This window comes from Massilia varians (assembly GCF_027923905.1).
Classification (GTDB): Bacteria; Pseudomonadota; Gammaproteobacteria; order Burkholderiales; family Burkholderiaceae_D; genus Telluria; species Telluria varians_B.
On record NZ_AP026966.1, the window covers coordinates 1440221 to 1456680 of the forward strand.

Annotated in this window: 17 protein-coding genes; 9 read left to right on the top strand and 8 right to left on the bottom strand. The window is 66.5% G+C overall.

Annotation, left to right across the window (positions count from 1 at the left end):
- The first annotated feature begins 132 nt into the window (after positions 1–132).
- Complete coding sequence (locus MasN3_RS06685; protein WP_281913156.1) at positions 133–342, top strand: hypothetical protein; 210 nt, start codon at positions 133–135, stop codon at positions 340–342.
- On the opposite strand, the gene MasN3_RS06690 is transcribed toward MasN3_RS06685, so the two are convergent.
- Genes MasN3_RS06690 through MasN3_RS06700 form a run of 3 tightly spaced genes read right to left on the bottom strand, consistent with a single transcriptional unit; the run spans position 329 to position 3280 of the window.
- Positions 329–1240: a LysR family transcriptional regulator gene (locus MasN3_RS06690; RefSeq protein WP_281913157.1), complete on the bottom strand. Its 912-nt coding sequence runs from the start codon at positions 1238–1240 to the stop codon at positions 329–331. The two genes, MasN3_RS06685 and MasN3_RS06690, sit on opposite strands and share 14 nt — an antisense overlap.
- 13 nt (positions 1241–1253) lie before the next feature.
- Entirely contained in the window at positions 1254–2162 is a 909-nt protein-coding gene (locus MasN3_RS06695) for a pseudouridine-5'-phosphate glycosidase (RefSeq protein ID WP_281913158.1), read from the bottom strand.
- Positions 2163–2164: 2 nt separating this feature from the next.
- A complete protein-coding gene (locus MasN3_RS06700) occupies positions 2165–3280 on the bottom strand; it encodes a carbohydrate kinase (protein WP_281913159.1) in 1116 nt (371 codons plus the stop codon).
- A 280-nt stretch (positions 3281–3560) separates the two neighbouring features.
- Here MasN3_RS06700 and xapA point away from each other — a divergent pair, with 280 nt between their 5' ends.
- The 8 genes from xapA to MasN3_RS06740 all read left to right on the top strand — a co-directional run bounded on the left by xapA (position 3561) and on the right by MasN3_RS06740 (position 13126).
- Positions 3561–4406, top strand: coding sequence for a xanthosine phosphorylase (xapA, locus tag MasN3_RS06705; protein WP_281913161.1), 846 nt, complete (start codon positions 3561–3563; stop codon positions 4404–4406).
- Between the two features lie 21 nt (positions 4407–4427).
- A complete protein-coding gene (locus MasN3_RS06710) occupies positions 4428–5621 on the top strand; it encodes a phosphopentomutase (protein WP_281913162.1) in 1194 nt (397 codons plus the stop codon).
- Positions 5618–6574: a deoxyribose-phosphate aldolase gene (gene deoC, locus MasN3_RS06715; RefSeq protein ID WP_281913163.1), complete on the top strand. Its 957-nt coding sequence runs from the start codon at positions 5618–5620 to the stop codon at positions 6572–6574. Before MasN3_RS06710 ends, deoC begins: the two co-directional genes overlap by 4 nt.
- Before the next feature lie 18 nt (positions 6575–6592).
- A complete protein-coding gene (locus tag MasN3_RS06720) occupies positions 6593–8971 on the top strand; it encodes an aldehyde dehydrogenase family protein (RefSeq protein WP_370662332.1) in 2379 nt (792 codons plus the stop codon).
- Positions 8972–9126: 155 nt separating this feature from the next.
- Positions 9127–10449, top strand: coding sequence for a thymidine phosphorylase (deoA, locus tag MasN3_RS06725; RefSeq protein ID WP_281913164.1), 1323 nt, complete (start codon positions 9127–9129; stop codon positions 10447–10449).
- Between the two features lie 10 nt (positions 10450–10459).
- Positions 10460–10864, top strand: a complete 405-nt coding sequence (locus MasN3_RS06730; RefSeq protein ID WP_281913166.1) for a cytidine deaminase — start codon at positions 10460–10462, stop codon at positions 10862–10864.
- Between the two features lie 134 nt (positions 10865–10998).
- Entirely contained in the window at positions 10999–12300 is a 1302-nt protein-coding gene (locus MasN3_RS06735) for a type VI secretion system Vgr family protein (RefSeq protein WP_307730404.1), read from the top strand.
- Between the two features lie 184 nt (positions 12301–12484).
- On the top strand, positions 12485–13126 hold the full coding sequence (locus MasN3_RS06740; protein ID WP_281913167.1) for a DUF2076 family protein: 642 nt from the start codon (positions 12485–12487) through the stop codon (positions 13124–13126).
- Between the two features lie 20 nt (positions 13127–13146).
- Here MasN3_RS06740 and MasN3_RS06745 read toward each other — a convergent pair whose 3' ends face one another.
- The 5 genes from MasN3_RS06745 to MasN3_RS06765 all read right to left on the bottom strand — a co-directional run bounded on the left by MasN3_RS06745 (position 13147) and on the right by MasN3_RS06765 (position 16456).
- Entirely contained in the window at positions 13147–13929 is a 783-nt protein-coding gene (locus tag MasN3_RS06745; RefSeq protein WP_281913168.1) for a LytR/AlgR family response regulator transcription factor, read from the bottom strand.
- Positions 13929–14819: a sensor histidine kinase gene (locus MasN3_RS06750; RefSeq protein ID WP_281913170.1), complete on the bottom strand. Its 891-nt coding sequence runs from the start codon at positions 14817–14819 to the stop codon at positions 13929–13931. The genes MasN3_RS06745 and MasN3_RS06750 overlap by 1 nt, the downstream gene beginning before the upstream one ends.
- 3 nt (positions 14820–14822) lie before the next feature.
- Positions 14823–15074, bottom strand: a complete 252-nt coding sequence (locus MasN3_RS06755) for a hypothetical protein (protein ID WP_281913171.1) — start codon at positions 15072–15074, stop codon at positions 14823–14825.
- 131 nt (positions 15075–15205) lie between these two features.
- On the bottom strand, positions 15206–15784 hold the full coding sequence (locus tag MasN3_RS06760) for a GNAT family N-acetyltransferase (protein WP_281913172.1): 579 nt from the start codon (positions 15782–15784) through the stop codon (positions 15206–15208).
- A 39-nt stretch (positions 15785–15823) separates the two neighbouring features.
- Complete coding sequence (locus tag MasN3_RS06765) at positions 15824–16456, bottom strand: TetR/AcrR family transcriptional regulator (RefSeq protein WP_281913173.1); 633 nt, start codon at positions 16454–16456, stop codon at positions 15824–15826.
- Between the last annotated feature and the right edge of the window lie 4 nt (positions 16457–16460).

The following is a 16460-nucleotide window of genomic DNA, read 5'->3' on the forward strand; positions in this document are numbered from 1 at the left end:
GGTGCGCGAAGTAACGCAGAATAAAGAAAAACTTGCTTATCAAACAAAATTTATGAAAAACCTTGTTGTAATAAGTTTTGTTGAAAGGCGATTGCCTTGGAGCGCGAGCTAGGGGGATGTTAGGATCGATCAATGGACCGACGAACTGATTACAAGACCGCACTGCTCATCGACTCCGCCATCCATGAGGCGGCCAGCGAAGGGCGTCCGCGCGCCGCCACCGAACTGGCCAAGCTCGGGGTGCCGATGGAAATCACGATGCGGGTGCTGACCCGTCCCGCCGACCGCCGCCACCAGATCGCTTCGCTCAGCACGGTGGCGGTCGAGATCAAGCGTCAGTAGGCTGTTCCGGGAACAGGATGTTCAGGAAGGCGCGCACCACCGGCGCATCGCCTTCCACCGGGTAGGTAATATAGAGATTCGCCGAGGGCGGATTGCTGCGGATCGGCAGGAAGCGCACGCCCGGCCAGCCGATGCGGCTGGTGGTCTGGGGCAGCAGCGCCACGCCCAGGCCGGCGCCCACCATGGCCAGCAGGGTCTGCGGCTCGGCCGCTTCCTGGAAGATGGTCGGCTGGAAGCCGGCGTTGACGCAGCACTGGATCAGGTAGCGCGGTTCGGCCGACTGGTCCAGGTGCAGGGTCAGCATGGGCTCGCCGGCGATGTCGATCAGTTCGATCGCCTCGTTCTGCGCCAGCGGATGTTTGGCGTTGATCGCCACGCACACGTCCTCCCGGAAGCACAGGTCCTGGCGCAGGTTGGCCTGCTTCAGCACGTCCGCCTCGATGCGCGGCTCGCGCCAGAAACCGACGTCGATCTGCCTGGCGCGCAGCGCTTCCCACTGGTCGTTCGGCCCCAGTTCGTGGATGGTCCAGGTCACGCGCGGGTACTGGCTCTGGAACTGTTCCAGCAGCGCGGGAATCGGCCCCCACATCGCCGAGCCGACGATGCCCACGCGCAGGCGGCCCACTTCGCCGCGGTCGATCTGGCGGATGGTGTCGATCGTCATGCGCATCCTGGCCAGCAGCTCGGCCGCCTCCAGCATCAGGGCCTTGCCGGCCACCGTCAGCTCGAAGCTGCGCGTGGTGCGGGTGAACAGGCGCACCCCGAGCTCGCTTTCCAGCTTCATGATCTGCTGGCTCAGCGGCGGCTGCGAAATGTGCAGGCGCTCGGCCGCGCGCGAAAAGCTTTTCTCTTCGGCGACGGCCAGGAAGTAGCGCAGCTGTTTCAGGTCGATCGACATGGCGCGCCGCGGATCAGGCGTTCAAGGCCACGGCCAGGCGGGCGCCCACCAGGGCGTTGTGCTTGACCAGGGCGATGTTGGTCGCCAGGCTGCGGCCTTCGGTCAGTTCCTTGATGCGGGCCAGCAGGAAGGGCGTGACGGCCTTGCCCTTCACGCCTTGCGCCTCGGCTTCGCCCAGCGCCTGCTTGATGATGGCGTCGATTTCCTCGCCCGGCATCGCCGATTCGGCGGGAACCGGATTGCTGACCACCACGCCGCCCGCCAGGCCGAGCTGCCACTTGGTGCGGATAAAGGCCGCCTGTTCTTCCGGCGTGTCGAGCTGGAAGTCGGCCTTGAAGCCGCTCTCGCGCGTGAAGAAGGCCGGGAAGCCCGGCTGGCCGACGCTCAGCACCGGCACGCCGTGGGTTTCCAGGTATTCGAGGGTCAGGCCGATGTCGAGGATCGACTTCACGCCGGCGCAGACCACGGCCACGCTGGTGTGGCTGAGCTCCTGCAGGTCGGCCGAGATGTCGAAGCTGGTCTCGGCGCCGCGGTGCACGCCGCCGATGCCGCCGGTGACGAACACCTCGATGCCGGCCAGCTGGGCGCAGATCATGGTGGCGGCCACGGTGGTGGCGCCAAGCTTGCCGGTGGCGAGCACGTAGGGCAGGTCGCGGCGGCTGACCTTGAGCGCGTCGGGCGAGGCGCCCAGCAGCTCCAGCTGCGCGTCGTTCAGGCCGACGCAGATCTGGCCGCCGATGATGGCGATGGTGGCCGGCACGGCGCCGGCATCGCGGATGATCTGCTCGACCTCGCGTGCGGTCTGCACGTTCTGCGGGTAAGGCATGCCGTGCGAGATGATGGTCGATTCGAGTGCGACGACGGGTTTGCCGGCGGCGCGCGCGCTGGCCACTTCGGGCGAGAACAGGAGGAAGGATTGCATGGTCAGTCCAATACGGATTCGTTGAGGGATTCCAGCTGGCCCGCTTCGAGCGTCGGGCAGACGGTCTGCTCGCACTCGATGGTCATGCTGGAGAGTTGCAGGCCGCGGCGGCAGGCCAGGCCGAGGTCGGCGCCGTCTTCGCCGGCGCTGTGCAGCGACCAGCAGACCGCCGCGGCAAAGGCGTCGCCGGCGCCGGTGACGTCGACCACCTCGACCGCCGGAGCATCGAGGCGCATGACGCCGCTGCTTGACGTATACATGACGCCGCGCGCGCCGCGCGTGACAACCACGTCCTGCACGCCCTGGGCCTGCAGTTCGCGGCAGGCGGCGCCGATGGCGGCATCGCTGTCGAGCGGACGCTGGAGGCGGCTTGCCAGCTCGCCTTCGTTCAGGATCAGGAGCCGCAGGCCGCGCAGCTGCTCAGGCAGGCGCGCCATCTTCGGTTGCGACACCGCCACCAGCACCAGCGGCACGCCGTCGCGCGCCGCGTCCTCGAGCAGGAGGGAGATGGACTCCCTGGGCAGGTTGAGGTCGGCCACCACCAGCGCCGCGCTGGCGCGCTGCTGCTGGCGGGTGGCGAGGAAGTCCGGGCCGAGGCGCTCGTTGAGCGCCATGTCGGCCAGCGCCACCACCATCTCGCCATCCTGGTCCAGCACCGCGGTATACGTGCCGCTGCTGACGCCGTCGAGGCGCAGGGCGCCGCGGGTGTCGATGCCGGCATCCTCGGCGTGGGCGATCAGGGCGCGGCCGGATGCGTCGTTGCCGACCGCCGTGATCAGGGCCACCGGCGCGCCCAGGCGCGCCAGGTTCTCGGCGATGTTGCGGGCGACGCCGCCGAAGGATTCGTCCTGGCTGGCCGGGTTCGAGGTGCCGAGCACCAGTGCGCCGCTGCTGCGCAGCTTGCGGTCGAGGTTGGAAGCGCCGATGCACACGATCGGGCGCCGGTCCGGCAGCACGTAGGCGCGCCCCAGGATGCGGCGCTCGCGCACCAGGGTGGCGATGTAGTTGGCCACGGCCGAGCGCGACAGCCCGAGCTGGGACGCCAGGTCCTGCTGCGAGATGAAGGGATTCGCGCGGATCAGCTCGTACAACTGTTGTTTCTTGGGCAGCTCGGTCACGGTAGGATGTCAGTGGGTATAAACAAATGTTTGTCTATACTAGACAAATGTTTAGTCGGCGTCAAAGGAAATCTGCTTTTATGTCTGTACGTCAACGATACACCGAAACATTTATTTTTTAAACCAATAAATCGGCAAGAAAAATGGTATTTGCCATACATATCGCCCCTCATGCATAGTTATAATATTCCGGCTGGTATGTGCTACTCCGCTCCTGGTCGATAGCAAATCCTGATCCAGCCCTTCCTCACGTCTCCCGTATCCGCACACAAGGACTACCATGTTCAGCAATACCCCATTTGAAGCAGCAGAAGTCATCAAGGCCCGCAAACCCGGTTTCGCACCGCGCGCCGCATTGATCCTGGGTTCGGGACTGGGCGTGCTGGCCGAGCAGATGACGGACGCCGTGTCGATCAGCTATGCCGACCTGCCGGGCTTCCCGATCAGCACCGTGCACGGCCACGCGGGCGAACTGGTGCTGGGTACCCTGGCCGGCGTGCCAGTGGTATGCATGAAGGGCCGCGGCCACTTCTACGAAGGCTATGGCGCCAACGTCATGACCTCGGCCGTGCGCACGTTCAAACTGATCGGCTGCGAGATGCTCCTGGTGACCAACGCCGCCGGCTCGCTGCGTCCCGAAGTGGATGCGGGCAGCGTCGTGGTCCTGAACGACCACATCAACCTGCTGCCGGGCAGCCCGATGGCCGGCCCGAACGACGAACGCTTCGGCCCGCGCTTCTTCAGCATGGCCAATGCCTATGATGCCGAGCTGCGCTCGATGATCAAGGAAACCGCGGCCAGCAAGGGCATCACCCTGCACGAAGGCGTGTACCTGGCCTGCCCGGGCCCGAACTTCGAGACCGCCGCCGAAATCCGCGCCTTCAAGGCGCTCGGCGCCGACGTGGTCGGCATGTCGGTGGTGCCGGAAGTGATCTCGGCGCGCCACTGCGGCCTGAAGGTCGCCGGCATCTCGGCGATCACCAACCTGGCCGAGGGATTGACCCCGTTCCCGCTGTCGCACGAGCAGACCCTGAAGTACGCCGCGGTCGCGGCCAAGGACCTGGTCACCCTGATCCACTCCTTCATCGAGCGCCTGGGTGCGACCCCGCGCAGCGACGCCAATTAAACAGACTTAGCGAGCGATTCCATGTCACGCGCATTCATCCTCCTGCTTGACTCGTTCGGCCTGGGCGCCTTGCCCGACGCCGACAAATACGGCGACGCGGGCGCCAACACCTTCGGCCACATCGCAGCCTGGGCCGCGAAAGAGGGCAAGCCGATGGCGCTGCCCAACCTCGAGCGCCTCGGCCTGGCGGCGGCCGCGCACAAGGCCAGCGGCGAATGGGCCGCCGGCTTCAGCCAGCGCGACGGCTTCACCGGCGCCTGGGGCGCCGCGCGCGAGCAGTCGACCGGCAAGGACACGCAGAGCGGCCACTGGGAGATCGCCGGCGTGCCGGTGCTGTTCGACTGGGGCTACTTCCCCAAGACCGTGCCGTCCTTCCCGAAGGAGCTGACCGACAAGCTGCAGGAGCTCACCGGCGTTCCCGGCTGGCTCGGCAACTGCCACGCCTCCGGCACCACCATCATCGACGAGTTGGGCGACGAACACGTCGCAACAAACAAGCCGATCCTGTACACCTCGGCCGACTCGGTGCTGCAGATCGCCGCGCACGAAGAACACTTCGGCCTGGAGCGCCTGTACCAGGTCTGCGAGGTCGCGTATGAACTGGTCAAGCCCTACAACATCGGCCGCGTGATCGCGCGTCCCTTCCTGGGCGAGAACGGCAAGTACAAGCGCACCAGCAACCGCCACGACTACGCCGTGCCGCCCACGAGCCCGACCCTGCTCGACCACGTCAAGGACGCGGGCGGCGAAGTCATCGCGCTGGGCAAGATCAGCGACATCTTCGCGGCCCAGGGCGTGACCCAGCTGATCAAGGGCGCCGACAACATGGCCTTGTTCGACCGCCTGGTCGAGGTGGCCGACACGGCGCCGGAGAAATCGCTTACTTTTGTCAACTTCGTCGATTTCGACATGCACTTCGGCCACCGCCGCGACGTCGCCGGCTACGCCAACGCGCTGCACGAGCTGGACGCGCGCCTGCCGGAGTTCATGGGCAAGCTGAAGGATGGCGACCTGGTCGTCATCACCGCCGACCACGGCTGCGACCCGACCGCGCCGGGATCCGACCACACCCGCGAGCACATCCCGATGATCTTCTTCGGCCCGAATGTCGCCCCGCAGGAACTGCCGATCGCGAATACCTTCTCGGATATCGGCGCTACCCTCGCCAAGCACCTTGGCGTCAAACCACTTTCGAACGGAACCGCACTGCTATGACCCAGCCCCTGGATTTCAAACGTAACACCGCCGTCGGCCTCGACCTCGGGCTGGTCAAGCACGTCAAGGTGAACCGCAACGCGGCGGACCGCCGCGCCGCCAGCCTGGCGAACCGCCGCACCGTCAAGAAGGAATACCAGGCCGCCTGGCTGGTGCGTGCGATCGAATGCATGGACCTGACCACCCTGGGCGGCGACGACACCCCGGGCCGCGTCGAGCGCCTGTGCATGAAGGCGATGCGCCCGCTGCGCGCCGACCTGATGGGGGCCCTGGGCCTGGAGTCGCTCACCACCGGCGCCGTCTGCGTCTACCACGAGATGATTCAACCGGCGGTGAAAATCCTGCAGGGCCGCCTGCCGATCGCCGCGGTGTCGACCGCCTTCCCGGCCGGCCTGTCGAGCCTGGAAACCAAGCTGCGCGAGATCGAACTGTCGGTGGCCGCCGGCGCGACCGAGATCGACATCGTGATCACGCGCCAGCATGTTTTGACCGGCAACTGGCAGGCGCTGTACGACGAGATGCTGGCCTACCGCCAGGCCTGCGGCGACGCGCACGTGAAGGCGATCCTGGCCACCGGCGACATCGTCACCCTGGACAACGTGGCCAAGGCCTCGATGGTCTGCATGATGGCCGGCGCCGACTTCATCAAGACCTCGACCGGCAAGGAAGGCGTCAACGCCACCATCCCGGTGTCGCTGGTGATGGTCCGCGCGATCCGCGATTACTACGAGCAGACCGGCTTCCAGGTCGGCTACAAGCCGGCCGGTGGCGTGTCCACCGCCAAGGCCGCGCTGCAGTACCTGACCGTGATGAAGGAAGAACTCGGCAACGACTGGCTGCAGCCGCACCTGTTCCGCATCGGCGCGTCGAGCCTGATGACCGACATCGAACGCCAGCTCGAACACTACGTGACCGGCAACTACTCGGCCGCCCACCGCCACGCGCAACCATAAAACAGCATCGGATTCGTCATGCCAACTATTAAAGAGATTCTTCAGACTATGGATTACGGCCCCGCACCAGAAAGCACCAAGGAAGCGAATGCGTGGCTGGACCAGCATGGACGCCGTTTCGGCCTGTTCATCGACGGCGCGTGGACCGAAGCCGCGAATACCTTCGCCACCAGCAATCCGGCCGACGCCAGCGAACTGGCGCAGGTAAGCCAGGCAAGCGCGGACGACGTCGAGCGCGCCGTCCAGGCCGCGCGCCGCGCCCAGCCGGGCTGGGTGGCCATGGGCGGCCATGGCCGCGCCAAGGTCATGTACGCGCTGGCGCGCCTGCTGCAGAAGCACGCGCGCCTGTTCGCGGTGCTCGAGACCCTGGACAACGGCAAGACCATCCGCGAAACCCGCGACGCCGACCTGCCGCTGGCAAGCAGGCACTTCTACCACCACGCCGGCTGGGCCGCGCTGCAGTCGGAAGAATTCGCCGACTACCGCGCCGTCGGCGTGGTCGGCCAGATCGTGCCGTGGAATTTCCCGCTCTTGATGCTGGCATGGAAGATCGCCCCGGCCCTGGCCGCCGGCAACACGGTCGTGTTCAAGCCGGCCGAGTTCACGCCGCTCACCGCGCTGCTGTTCGCCGAGATCTGCCAGCAGGCCGGCGTCCCGGCGGGCGTGGTCAACATCCTTACCGGCGACGGCGCCGTGGGCGAAGCCATCGTCAACCACCCGGGCATCGACAAGCTGGCCTTCACCGGTTCGACCGAAGTGGGCCGCATCATCCGCAAAGCGACCGCCGGCACCGGCAAGAAGCTGTCGCTGGAACTGGGCGGCAAGTCGCCCTTCATCGTGTTCGACGACGCCGACCTGGATGCGGCCGTGGAAGGCCTGGTCGATTCGATCTGGTTCAACCAGGGGCAGGTCTGCTGCGCCGGTTCGCGCCTCCTGGTGCAGGAATCGGTGTACGAGCGTTTCATCGCCAAGGTGAAGGCGCGCATGCAGAACCTGCGCGTCGGCTCGCCGCTCGATAAGTCGAACGACATCGGCGCGCTGGTCGATCCGATCCAGCAGCAGCGCATCCACGCGCTGGTGGAATCGGCACGGCTTGAGGGCTGCGACATCTGGCAGCCGGCCTGCGAAGCCCCGACCGCGGGTTCGTGGTACCTGCCGACCCTGATCACCGGCGCTTCGACCTCGGCCGCCGTGGCGCAGGCCGAAATCTTCGGCCCGGTGCTGGTGGCGATGAGCTTCCGCACCCCGGTTGAGGCGGTGCAGCTGGCCAACAACACCGTGTACGGCCTGGCCGCCTGCGTGTGGTCGGAATCGATCTCGCTGGCGCTGGACGTGGCGCCGCAGATCAAGGCCGGCGTGGTCTGGATCAACACCGCCAACCAGTTCGACGCCGCCTGCGGCTTCGGCGGCTACAAGGAATCGGGCTTCGGCCGCGAAGGCGGCAAGGAAGGCATGTACGAGTACCTGACGCCTCTAGCGGAAGACGCTCGCCCGGCCGCGCCGGTCGTCGCTGAAAAAGGCCGCGTCAAGCCGTCGGACGAAGGCAGCCCCTTCGCCGTCGACCGCACCGCCAAGCTCTACATCGGCGGCAAGCAGGCGCGCCCGGACGGCGCCTACAGCCGCGCCATCATGGGCGCCAATGGCGCCTTCCTGGCCGATGTCGGCGAAGGCAACCGCAAGGACATCCGCAACGCCGTGGAAGCGGCGCACAAGGCGTCCGGCTGGTCGAAGGCCACCGCGCACAACCGCGCGCAGGTGCTGTACTACATCGCCGAGAACCTGGCGATCCGCGCCGACGAATTCGCCCAGCGCATCGCCGCGCAGACCGGTGCCAAGGATGCGGCACGCGAGGTGCAGGCTTCGATCGAGCGCCTGTTCTATTGGGCCGCCTGGTGCGACAAGTACGACGGCCAGGCGCACCAGCCGCCAATGCACGGCATCACCGTGGCCTTGAACGAGCCGGTCGGCGTAATCGGCATCATCTGCCCGAACGAGAACCCGCTGCTGGGCTTCATCTCGCTGGTCGCTCCGGCGCTGGCGCTGGGCAACCGCGTGGTGGCGGTGCCGTCGGAAACGGCGCCACTGTCGGCGCTTGATCTGTACCAGGTGCTGGACACCTCGGACCTGCCGGGCGGCGCGCTGAACATCGTCACCGGTTCCAGCTCGGAGCTGGCCCGTACGCTGGCCTCGCACTCGGACGTGGATGCGGTGTGGCGCCACGACGGTTCGGCGGAGGGTTGCGCGGAAGTCGAGCGCTTGTCCAGCGAGTCGCTCAAGCGCACCTGGGTCGGCGGCGCCAAGGGCCGCGACTGGTTCGATGCCAAGCAGGCCTGCGGCCGCACCGTGCTGCAGCACGCGAGCCAGGTGAAAAATGTCTGGATTCCGTACGGCGTCTAATTGAATTATTGGCGCCTGCGGGCGTCGTAGGGTGGGCGGGTCTCCCGCCCGCGCGTTCAACCAGCCCATGAGCAGCCTCGGAGCAGGCCGGGATACGTGATTTGAACGCGCGGGCGGCGAAGCCGCCCACCCTACGTTATAGAAAGGCTCATCTTATGTTCCTCCCCCAAGAAATCGTCCGCAAAAAGCGTGACGGCGGCACCCTGAGCGCCGAAGAGATCCAGTTCTTCGTGCGCGGCATCCCGGACGGCAGCACCACCGAAGGCCAGATCGCGGCATTCGCGATGGCCGTCTACTTCAACGACATGAGCATGGACGAACGCGTCGCCTTCACGCTGGCGATGCGCGATTCCGGCCTGGTGATGGAATGGAAATCCCTGGACCTGCCAGGCCCGGTGGTCGACAAGCACTCGACCGGCGGTGTCGGCGACGTGGTCTCGCTGATGCTGGGGCCGATGATCGCGGCCTGCGGCGGCTTCGTGCCGATGATCTCGGGCCGCGGCCTGGGCCACACCGGCGGCACCCTGGACAAATTCGACTCGATTCCCGGCTACAGCACCGTGCCGGATCCGGAAACGTTCCGCCGCGTCGTCAAGGACGTGGGCGTGGCCATCATCGGCCAGACTGCTCAGCTGGCGCCGGCCGACAAGCGCTTCTACAGCATCCGCGACACCACCGCGACGGTGGAGTCGGTGGCCATGATCACCGGCTCGATCCTGTCGAAGAAGCTAGCGGCCGGCCTGGACGCGCTGGTGATGGACGTGAAGGTCGGCAGCGGCGCTTTCATGCCGACCTACGACAAATCGGTCGAGCTGGCCGAGAGCATCGTCCACGTCGGCAACGGCGCGGGCACCCCTACCTCGGCGATCCTGACCGGCATGAACGAGTCGCTGTGCCACGCCGCCGGCAACGCCGTCGAAGTGCGCGTCGCGATCGACTACCTGAGCGGCAAGTCGCGCCCCGCGCGCCTGCACGAAGTGACGATGGCGCTGTGCGCCGAGATGCTGGTCATGTCGGGCATCGCCAAGACCGATGACGAAGCGCGCGCCAAGCTGCAGGCGGCCCTCGATTCCGGCGAAGCGGCCGAGCGCTTCGCACGCATGGTCACCGCGCTGGGCGGCCCGGCCGACCTGATGGACAAGCCGGACGCGCACCTGGAGTCCGCACCGGTCATCGTCCAGGCCCCGGCACTGCAGGCAGGTTTTGCCACCTCGGTCGACACCCGCGGCCTCGGCCTGGCGGTGGTGGCGCTGGGCGGCGGCCGCGTGCGTCCGCAGGACACGATCGACTTTGCCGTCGGCCTGACGAACATGGTCGAACTGGGCGAGGCGATCGCGGTCGGCCAGCCGCTGGCGATGGTGCACGCCCGTAGCCACGACGCTGCCGAACAGGCGGTGCGCCAGGTGCAGGCTGCCTACCGGATCGGTGCTACGATGCCGGCGGCCGAGCCGATGATCTACAAGACCATCCGTCCTTGATACCCAGACCATGAAATACGCGAAACTCATCGACGAAGCGCGCGCCGCGCGCGAACTGGCCTACACGCCGTACTCGAAGTTCCAGGTCGGCGCCGCGCTGGAATGCAAGGACGGCCGCATCTTCCGCGGCTGTAACGTGGAAAACGCGTCCTACGGCCTGTGCAACTGCGCCGAGCGCACCGCCTTCTTCAGCGCCATTGCGCACGGCTACAAGCCGGGCGACTTCACGGCCCTGGTCGTGATCGGTCAGACCGAGGGCCCGATCGCCCCCTGCGGTGCCTGCCGCCAGGTGATCCTGGAACTGGGCGGCAAGACACTGCCGGTGGTGCTGACCAACCTGAACGGCGACGTGTTCGAGACCACGGCGGCCGAGCAGCTGCCGAATGCCTTCGTTGGCGGAGACCTCGACAAGTAAGCGGCATCGTCTGGCCTGAAAAGCGCTGTACGCGGCAAACGCGACAGCGCTTTTCTTTTGCTTGTTAAAAGCAAGCAAGCTGAGCTTCCTCAAGAGCAACGTTGCGATACCGGCGTGTAATCGCTGGAATCGCCTTGACCGCGCGCCGCGGGCAGCCCGACGCCCAGCACAACCAGTACGCGCATGGGCCGGGCGCCGTGACGGGCAACGCGCCGGCGTGGTTTCCCGGCGAAAGCGGCGGGCATGGACATGCGGCGGTGCTGTCGGGCTTCAAGTCGCAGAGCCTGGGCGAGAGCCAGCCGGGCGATGGCGCATACAGCCAATTGGTGTTCGACGACAGTCCTGGCCAGGCGCGCACTGCCTTGCAATGCCATCTGAAGGCGCATGAAGGCACGGCGGAGCTGAATCTCGGACATCTGGTTCACCAGACCGACAACGAGCGGCTGCAGACGGTGGGCTTCGGAGCGGAGCTGAAGACGGCGCACAGTCTGGCGTTGCGGGCCGGGCAGGGGATGCTGCTGTCGACCGACGCCCGGCAAGGAGCGCGCGGCAGCCAGCTCGATTCGCGCGAGGCGCTGGCGCAGATCGAGGAGGGCCATCGCTTGCAGGTAGATATGGCGAGCCTGGCGCAGAAGCACAACGCCCGCCTGGAGGGGGTGCCGGCGCTGGAGGAACTGGCGGCGGTCAAGGAGATGGCGCACAGCGCCGAGGCGATCGGTGTCGCCGAGGATGGCGCAACCGCGTATAGCGCAGCGCAGCTGCAGCTGTCGAGTCCTGCGGGCATTGTCGTCAGCACCCCGGCGGATGCGCTGCTCTCGGCGGGGACGACGAGCAGCATCGTCGCCGGGCAAGACATCAATGTCCTTGCGCAGGGTAATTCGTCCACATTGCTTGCGAAGGGCATCAGCCTGTTCACCTACGGTAAAGCGACGAACAAGGAAAAGCCGAATCAGGAGGTGGGCATCAAGTTGCACGCGGCCAGCGGGAAGCTGAGCAGCCAGAGTCAGTCAGGCCCGACCAGGCTGACGGCGGACAAGACCATCACCGTGGCGAGTGTGAGCAAATCGGTGGCGATTGCGGCACCGAAGAAGCATGTGTTGCTGACGGCGCAAGGGGCGCACATCAAGCTGGAAGGGGGGAATATCGAGGTGCATGCGCCGGGGAATGTGGAGTTCAAGGCGGGTAAGAAGGAGCTCGCGGGGCCGGTCAGTATTTCCAGCCCGGAGCTGGCCATGAAGGTCTCCGAACTCAAGCTGAAACGCGATCTTGAGATCGAATACGTGGATGCGGACGGTAATAAGCTGGCAGATGAGCCGATTGCACTGCGATTCGCATCGGGTGCCGAGAAAGCTACGGTATTGGATGGGAGCGGAACAGCGGTCATCAAGAATGCACACCTCAGGCCGTTCGGAGCGAAACAGCCGCGACGAAAGTGAGGTTCATCAATGGCAACGAAAATGCAGGTACCGTTAGTCACACGTGTCGCGGTGGCAGACAAGGCAAGACGGACAGCCATCCAGGCGCTACGTCACAGGGCATCGCGACAGCCCAGCGGGCCTTGAAAACGCCACTATCCTCACAACATGCAGCTTTGACCACGTTTTCGATGAGGAGCACCCCATGAGCCCATCCGACACCCAACTGCTGCATGACTTCCTCGGCCAGCTCGTCCAGGCCCGCGGCATCCAGAAAGACCCCGAAGCCGACGCGCTCATCCAGCGCGCGGTCGCACAACAGCCAGATGCCGCCTATCTGCTGGTCCAGCGCGTGCTGCTGATGGAACAAGCCCTCGACAGCGCCAAATCCCGGATCGCCGCACTGGAAAGCCAGCTGCAACAACAGCAGCAACCGGCCAGCCGCGGCGGCTTCCTCGACCCCAACTCCTGGGGCAACCGCCGGCACGCCAGCCACCCGCAATCCCAGCACATGCACTACCAGCACGCCATGCCCGGCTCGATGGGCCGCGGCTTGGGCGGCTTCCTGCGTGGTGGCGGCGGAGGCGGCCTGCTTGGCTCGATCGCCGCGACCGCCGCGGGCGTGGCAGCGGGCAGCTTCCTGTTCCACGGCCTGGACAACCTGCTCCATGACCACGACGGAAACAGCGGCGCCCATCTGCTGGGCGGAGAGAACCTGTCAGGCGGCGACCTGTCGGGCAGTGCGCTGGCCGACCAGGCCGGCCTGAACGACATCGGCACCGGCGACAGCCTGCTCGGCGGCGGCTTCTTCGACGGCGACGGTTCTGACGAAGGCCTGTTCGGCTGAGCGTCAGGCCGGTAAGAAGATCACATCTGCTGGAACAGGTGCCCGTGATTGCGGCTCACTTCCAGCTCGCCCGGGAAGTTACGCAGCCGGACCATCTGGCGCCCGCGCAGGTCGCGGAACACTTCGGCGATCGCATCCACCCGGACCAATGTCGAGCGGTGGATGCGCCAGAACTCGTCCGGGTCCAGCTCGTCCGCCAGTTCCTTGAGCGTCTTGCGGATCAGGAGCTGGGCGGTCGCGGTCTGCACGCAGGTGTACTTGTCGTCGGCCTGGAAGAACAGTACCTCGCGCGTGCTGACCATGCGCAGGCTGCCGCCCACCTGGGCCTGGATCCACTTCAGGTAGTTTGGCCTGGCCGCGCCGCCCTGCTTGAGCAGGGTGCCCAGCTCGGCCAGTTGCGCGCCGATGTCCTGCGGCGCCTTGCTGAGCCGCGCACGGAGGCGCTCGCAGGTGGTCTGCAGCCTTGAAGGGGTCACCGGCTTGAGCAGGTAGTCGATCGCGCCCTGCTCGAAGGCGTCGAGCGCGTACTGGTCGTAGGCGGTGGCGAACACGATGTGGCAGCGGTTGTAGAGCTGGCGCGCGGCGTCGATGCCGCCCATGCCGGGCATGCGGATGTCCAGAAAAGCGATATCGGGCTTGTGCTGCGCCGCGAGTTCCAGCGCCTCGGCGCCGTTGGCCGCTTCGGCCACGATGCGCAGCTCGGGCCACGTATCCGCCAGGCGCATGCGCAACTGGTCGCGCATCGGCGCTTCGTCGTCGGCGATCAGGGCGGTCGGGGCGCCTGGACTCACTTGAGCGCTCATCAATCGAACTCCGTCATGCGGTAAGGGATGCGGATCGAGGCGCAGGCGCCGCCGCCCGGGGGCATCTCGATCACCAGTTCGGCATCGTTCCCGTACAGCAGGGCCAGGCGCTCGCGGATGTTGGCCAGGCCCACCCCTTCGTCGGCGTGCACGTTGATGCCGACACCATCGTCGCACACGTCCACGTGCAGCGTGGCCACTTCGACGTGGGCGCGCACCGTGATGGTGCCGCCGGCCACCTTCGGCTCCAGCCCATGCTTGATTGAATTCTCGATCAGGGTCTGCAGCATCATCGGCGGGAAGGGCGAGCTGCCCAGGAAATCGGGTACCTCGAAGCGCACCTGCAGGCGCTCCTTCATGCGCGCCTGCATGATCGCCAGGTAGGCGCGCGACAGCTCGACCTGCTTGCCCAGGGTGCCACTGCCGCCGGAGCGCATCTGCGGCAGCGAGGAGCGCAGGTATTCGATCAGGTGGGCGTGCACGCGCGCCGCTTCCTTCGGATCGGTCTCGATCAGCTGGCCGATCAGCGCCAGCGTGTTGAACAGGAAGTGCGGTTCGACCTGGGCCTGCAGCGTCGCCATCTGCGCTTCCATCAGGCGGCGCTCCAGGGTGGCCACATTGGCCTTGTCGGCGGCCTCGCGGGCGGTCAGTTCGGCACGGCGCTTGCCGCCGGCCAGCACCTTGACGCCGAACGAGATCAGGATGAACCAGATCGCCAGCTCGGTCAGCTGGAACGAGATGCCGAACACGAAAACCAGGAACCAGGTCACGTACAGCTTGCGCCACTCGACCAGGGCCAGCCAGTCGAAGAAGCTCCACCACAGGGCGCTGGCTTCGTTGACGGCTTCGCGCACGAAGTCGAGTGCGCGGTTGATCGGGGCGGCAGTCATGGCTTACTCCACGAGCTGGGCCGGACGGCGGCCGAACAGGGCCGTCGCGACGACCTTCAGCAGCAGGAAGGCGATGAACAGGGTCAGTGCCAGCGGCACGATGCTCAGGATCAGCGCCAGTCCGATCGACACCGCCAGCAGCGACGGCCAGGACAGCGATGCCAGGGTGCGGGCGCCGGAGCGCAGCGCACGGTTGGCCTTGCGGGCGATGTCTTTCATGTCAGTCATGAACGTATCGAAGCGGGAGGGTTTCATGCGAGGTCCTTCGGTTGAGTTGATGGCGCCACTGTATGCCCTGAGGCGAGGTGGCGCCATGGCCATCCGACGAACGGTCGAAATCCCGGGTCTGGCGGTAGCGTGGACGGATAAGCGGGGGGACCGTTCCCTCACTTTCGGGAGAGCGGCGCGCGGCCGCGGGCGTCCCAGTAGCTGCGCAGCAGCCCATAGTTGACGGTGTCGGCCATCTGGCCGTGCACGAACCAGCGCTCGGGCATGTAGCCTTCCTTGCGAAAGCCCAGGCGTTCGAGTACCGCGGCCGAGGCGCCGTTGCGCGGGTCGATGTCGGCTTCGACGCGGTTCAGCCGCAGCTCATGAAAGCCGTAGTCGAGCGCCACTTCCAGCGCTTCGGTGGCGTAACCCTTGCCCCAGTGGGGACTGCCGAGCGCATAGCCAAGTTCGCAACGCCGGTTCTGCGGAAAGAAATGGTGCAGGTTGACGGTGCCGATGAGAAGGCCGGTGTCGGCAAGCTCGATGCCGAAGCGCACCTCCGTCCCCTCGCGGTAGGCTTCGAGGGCACGCGCAATCGCGCTTTCGGCAAAGGCGACCGAGGTCCAGGGTTCGGCGCTCCAGTAGCGCACCACGGCCGGATCCGAGAACACGGCGAACAGGTCCGCGGCGTCCAGCATCGTCATGGGGCGCAGGGTGAGGCGCTGGGTGGTGAGGATGGGCGTGGGGTAGCTGGACATGGCGAAATGATAACATCGCAAGCGCGGCAGCGGTCTATCTCAGCCGGCAGAGGCCACCGCCCGCACCACCAGGTCGCCGATCAGGCGCTCGGCGTCCTCGAAGTCGGCGCCGGTCAGTTCCGGCTTGTCCAGCACCAGCGCCATCTGGGCCGAGAAATCGGCGTAGGACTGGGTCATGGCCCACAGCGCGAACAGCAGGTGGGTGGCGTCCACGCGGGCAATGCGGCCGTCCGCCATCCAGCGCTCGAAGACCTCGATGTCGCGGCGCAGCAAGGGCACCACGCGGGCGCGGATCTGTTCGCCGTAGCGCTTGGCCCCGCCGATGACCTCCATCGCATACACGCGCGAGGCCCAGGGCTGCTCGCGCGAGAAGCGCAGCTTGGCGGCGACGTAGGCGCGCAGCACGTCGCTTGGCTCGCCGCCGGCATCGGCCAGGTTCGCCATGCGCTCGAGCCAGTCGTCGAGCACGTCGTCGAGCACGCGCCGGTACAGGCCCTGCTTGGTCGGGAAGTAATAGAGCAGGTTCTGCTTCGAGATGCCGGCCCGTTCGGCGACCGTGGCGATGCTGGTGCCGTCGACGCCGCATTCGGCGAACAGGCGGGTGGCGGCGGCAAGGATCGCGCTTTCCAGCTTGTCGCGCCGCCTGGCGCTGTCGGTGACGTGGATGTCCATGGGG

Excerpts from the sequence above, each read along its gene's own strand:
- MasN3_RS06755 (WP_281913171.1), bottom strand. The coding sequence starts at position 15,074 with ATGAAACCCTCCCGCTTCGATACGTTCATGACTGACATGAAAGACATC.
- MasN3_RS06745 (WP_281913168.1), bottom strand. The coding sequence starts at position 13,929 with ATGAGCGCTCAAGTGAGTCCAGGCGCCCCGACCGCCCTGATCGCCGAC.
- xapA (WP_281913161.1), top strand. The coding sequence starts at position 3,561 with ATGTTCAGCAATACCCCATTTGAAGCAGCAGAAGTCATCAAGGCCCGC.
- MasN3_RS06710 (WP_281913162.1), top strand. The coding sequence starts at position 4,428 with ATGTCACGCGCATTCATCCTCCTGCTTGACTCGTTCGGCCTGGGCGCC.
- deoC (WP_281913163.1), top strand. The coding sequence starts at position 5,618 with ATGACCCAGCCCCTGGATTTCAAACGTAACACCGCCGTCGGCCTCGAC.
- MasN3_RS06730 (WP_281913166.1), top strand. The coding sequence starts at position 10,460 with ATGAAATACGCGAAACTCATCGACGAAGCGCGCGCCGCGCGCGAACTG.
- MasN3_RS06685 (WP_281913156.1), top strand. The coding sequence starts at position 133 with ATGGACCGACGAACTGATTACAAGACCGCACTGCTCATCGACTCCGCC.
- deoA (WP_281913164.1), top strand. The coding sequence starts at position 9,127 with ATGTTCCTCCCCCAAGAAATCGTCCGCAAAAAGCGTGACGGCGGCACC.
- MasN3_RS06750 (WP_281913170.1), bottom strand. The coding sequence starts at position 14,819 with ATGACTGCCGCCCCGATCAACCGCGCACTCGACTTCGTGCGCGAAGCC.
- MasN3_RS06695 (WP_281913158.1), bottom strand. The coding sequence starts at position 2,162 with ATGCAATCCTTCCTCCTGTTCTCGCCCGAAGTGGCCAGCGCGCGCGCC.
- MasN3_RS06720 (WP_370662332.1), top strand. The coding sequence starts at position 6,593 with ATGCCAACTATTAAAGAGATTCTTCAGACTATGGATTACGGCCCCGCA.
- MasN3_RS06740 (WP_281913167.1), top strand. The coding sequence starts at position 12,485 with ATGAGCCCATCCGACACCCAACTGCTGCATGACTTCCTCGGCCAGCTC.
- MasN3_RS06765 (WP_281913173.1), bottom strand. The coding sequence starts at position 16,456 with ATGGACATCCACGTCACCGACAGCGCCAGGCGGCGCGACAAGCTGGAA.
- MasN3_RS06690 (WP_281913157.1), bottom strand. The coding sequence starts at position 1,240 with ATGTCGATCGACCTGAAACAGCTGCGCTACTTCCTGGCCGTCGCCGAA.
- MasN3_RS06760 (WP_281913172.1), bottom strand. The coding sequence starts at position 15,784 with ATGTCCAGCTACCCCACGCCCATCCTCACCACCCAGCGCCTCACCCTG.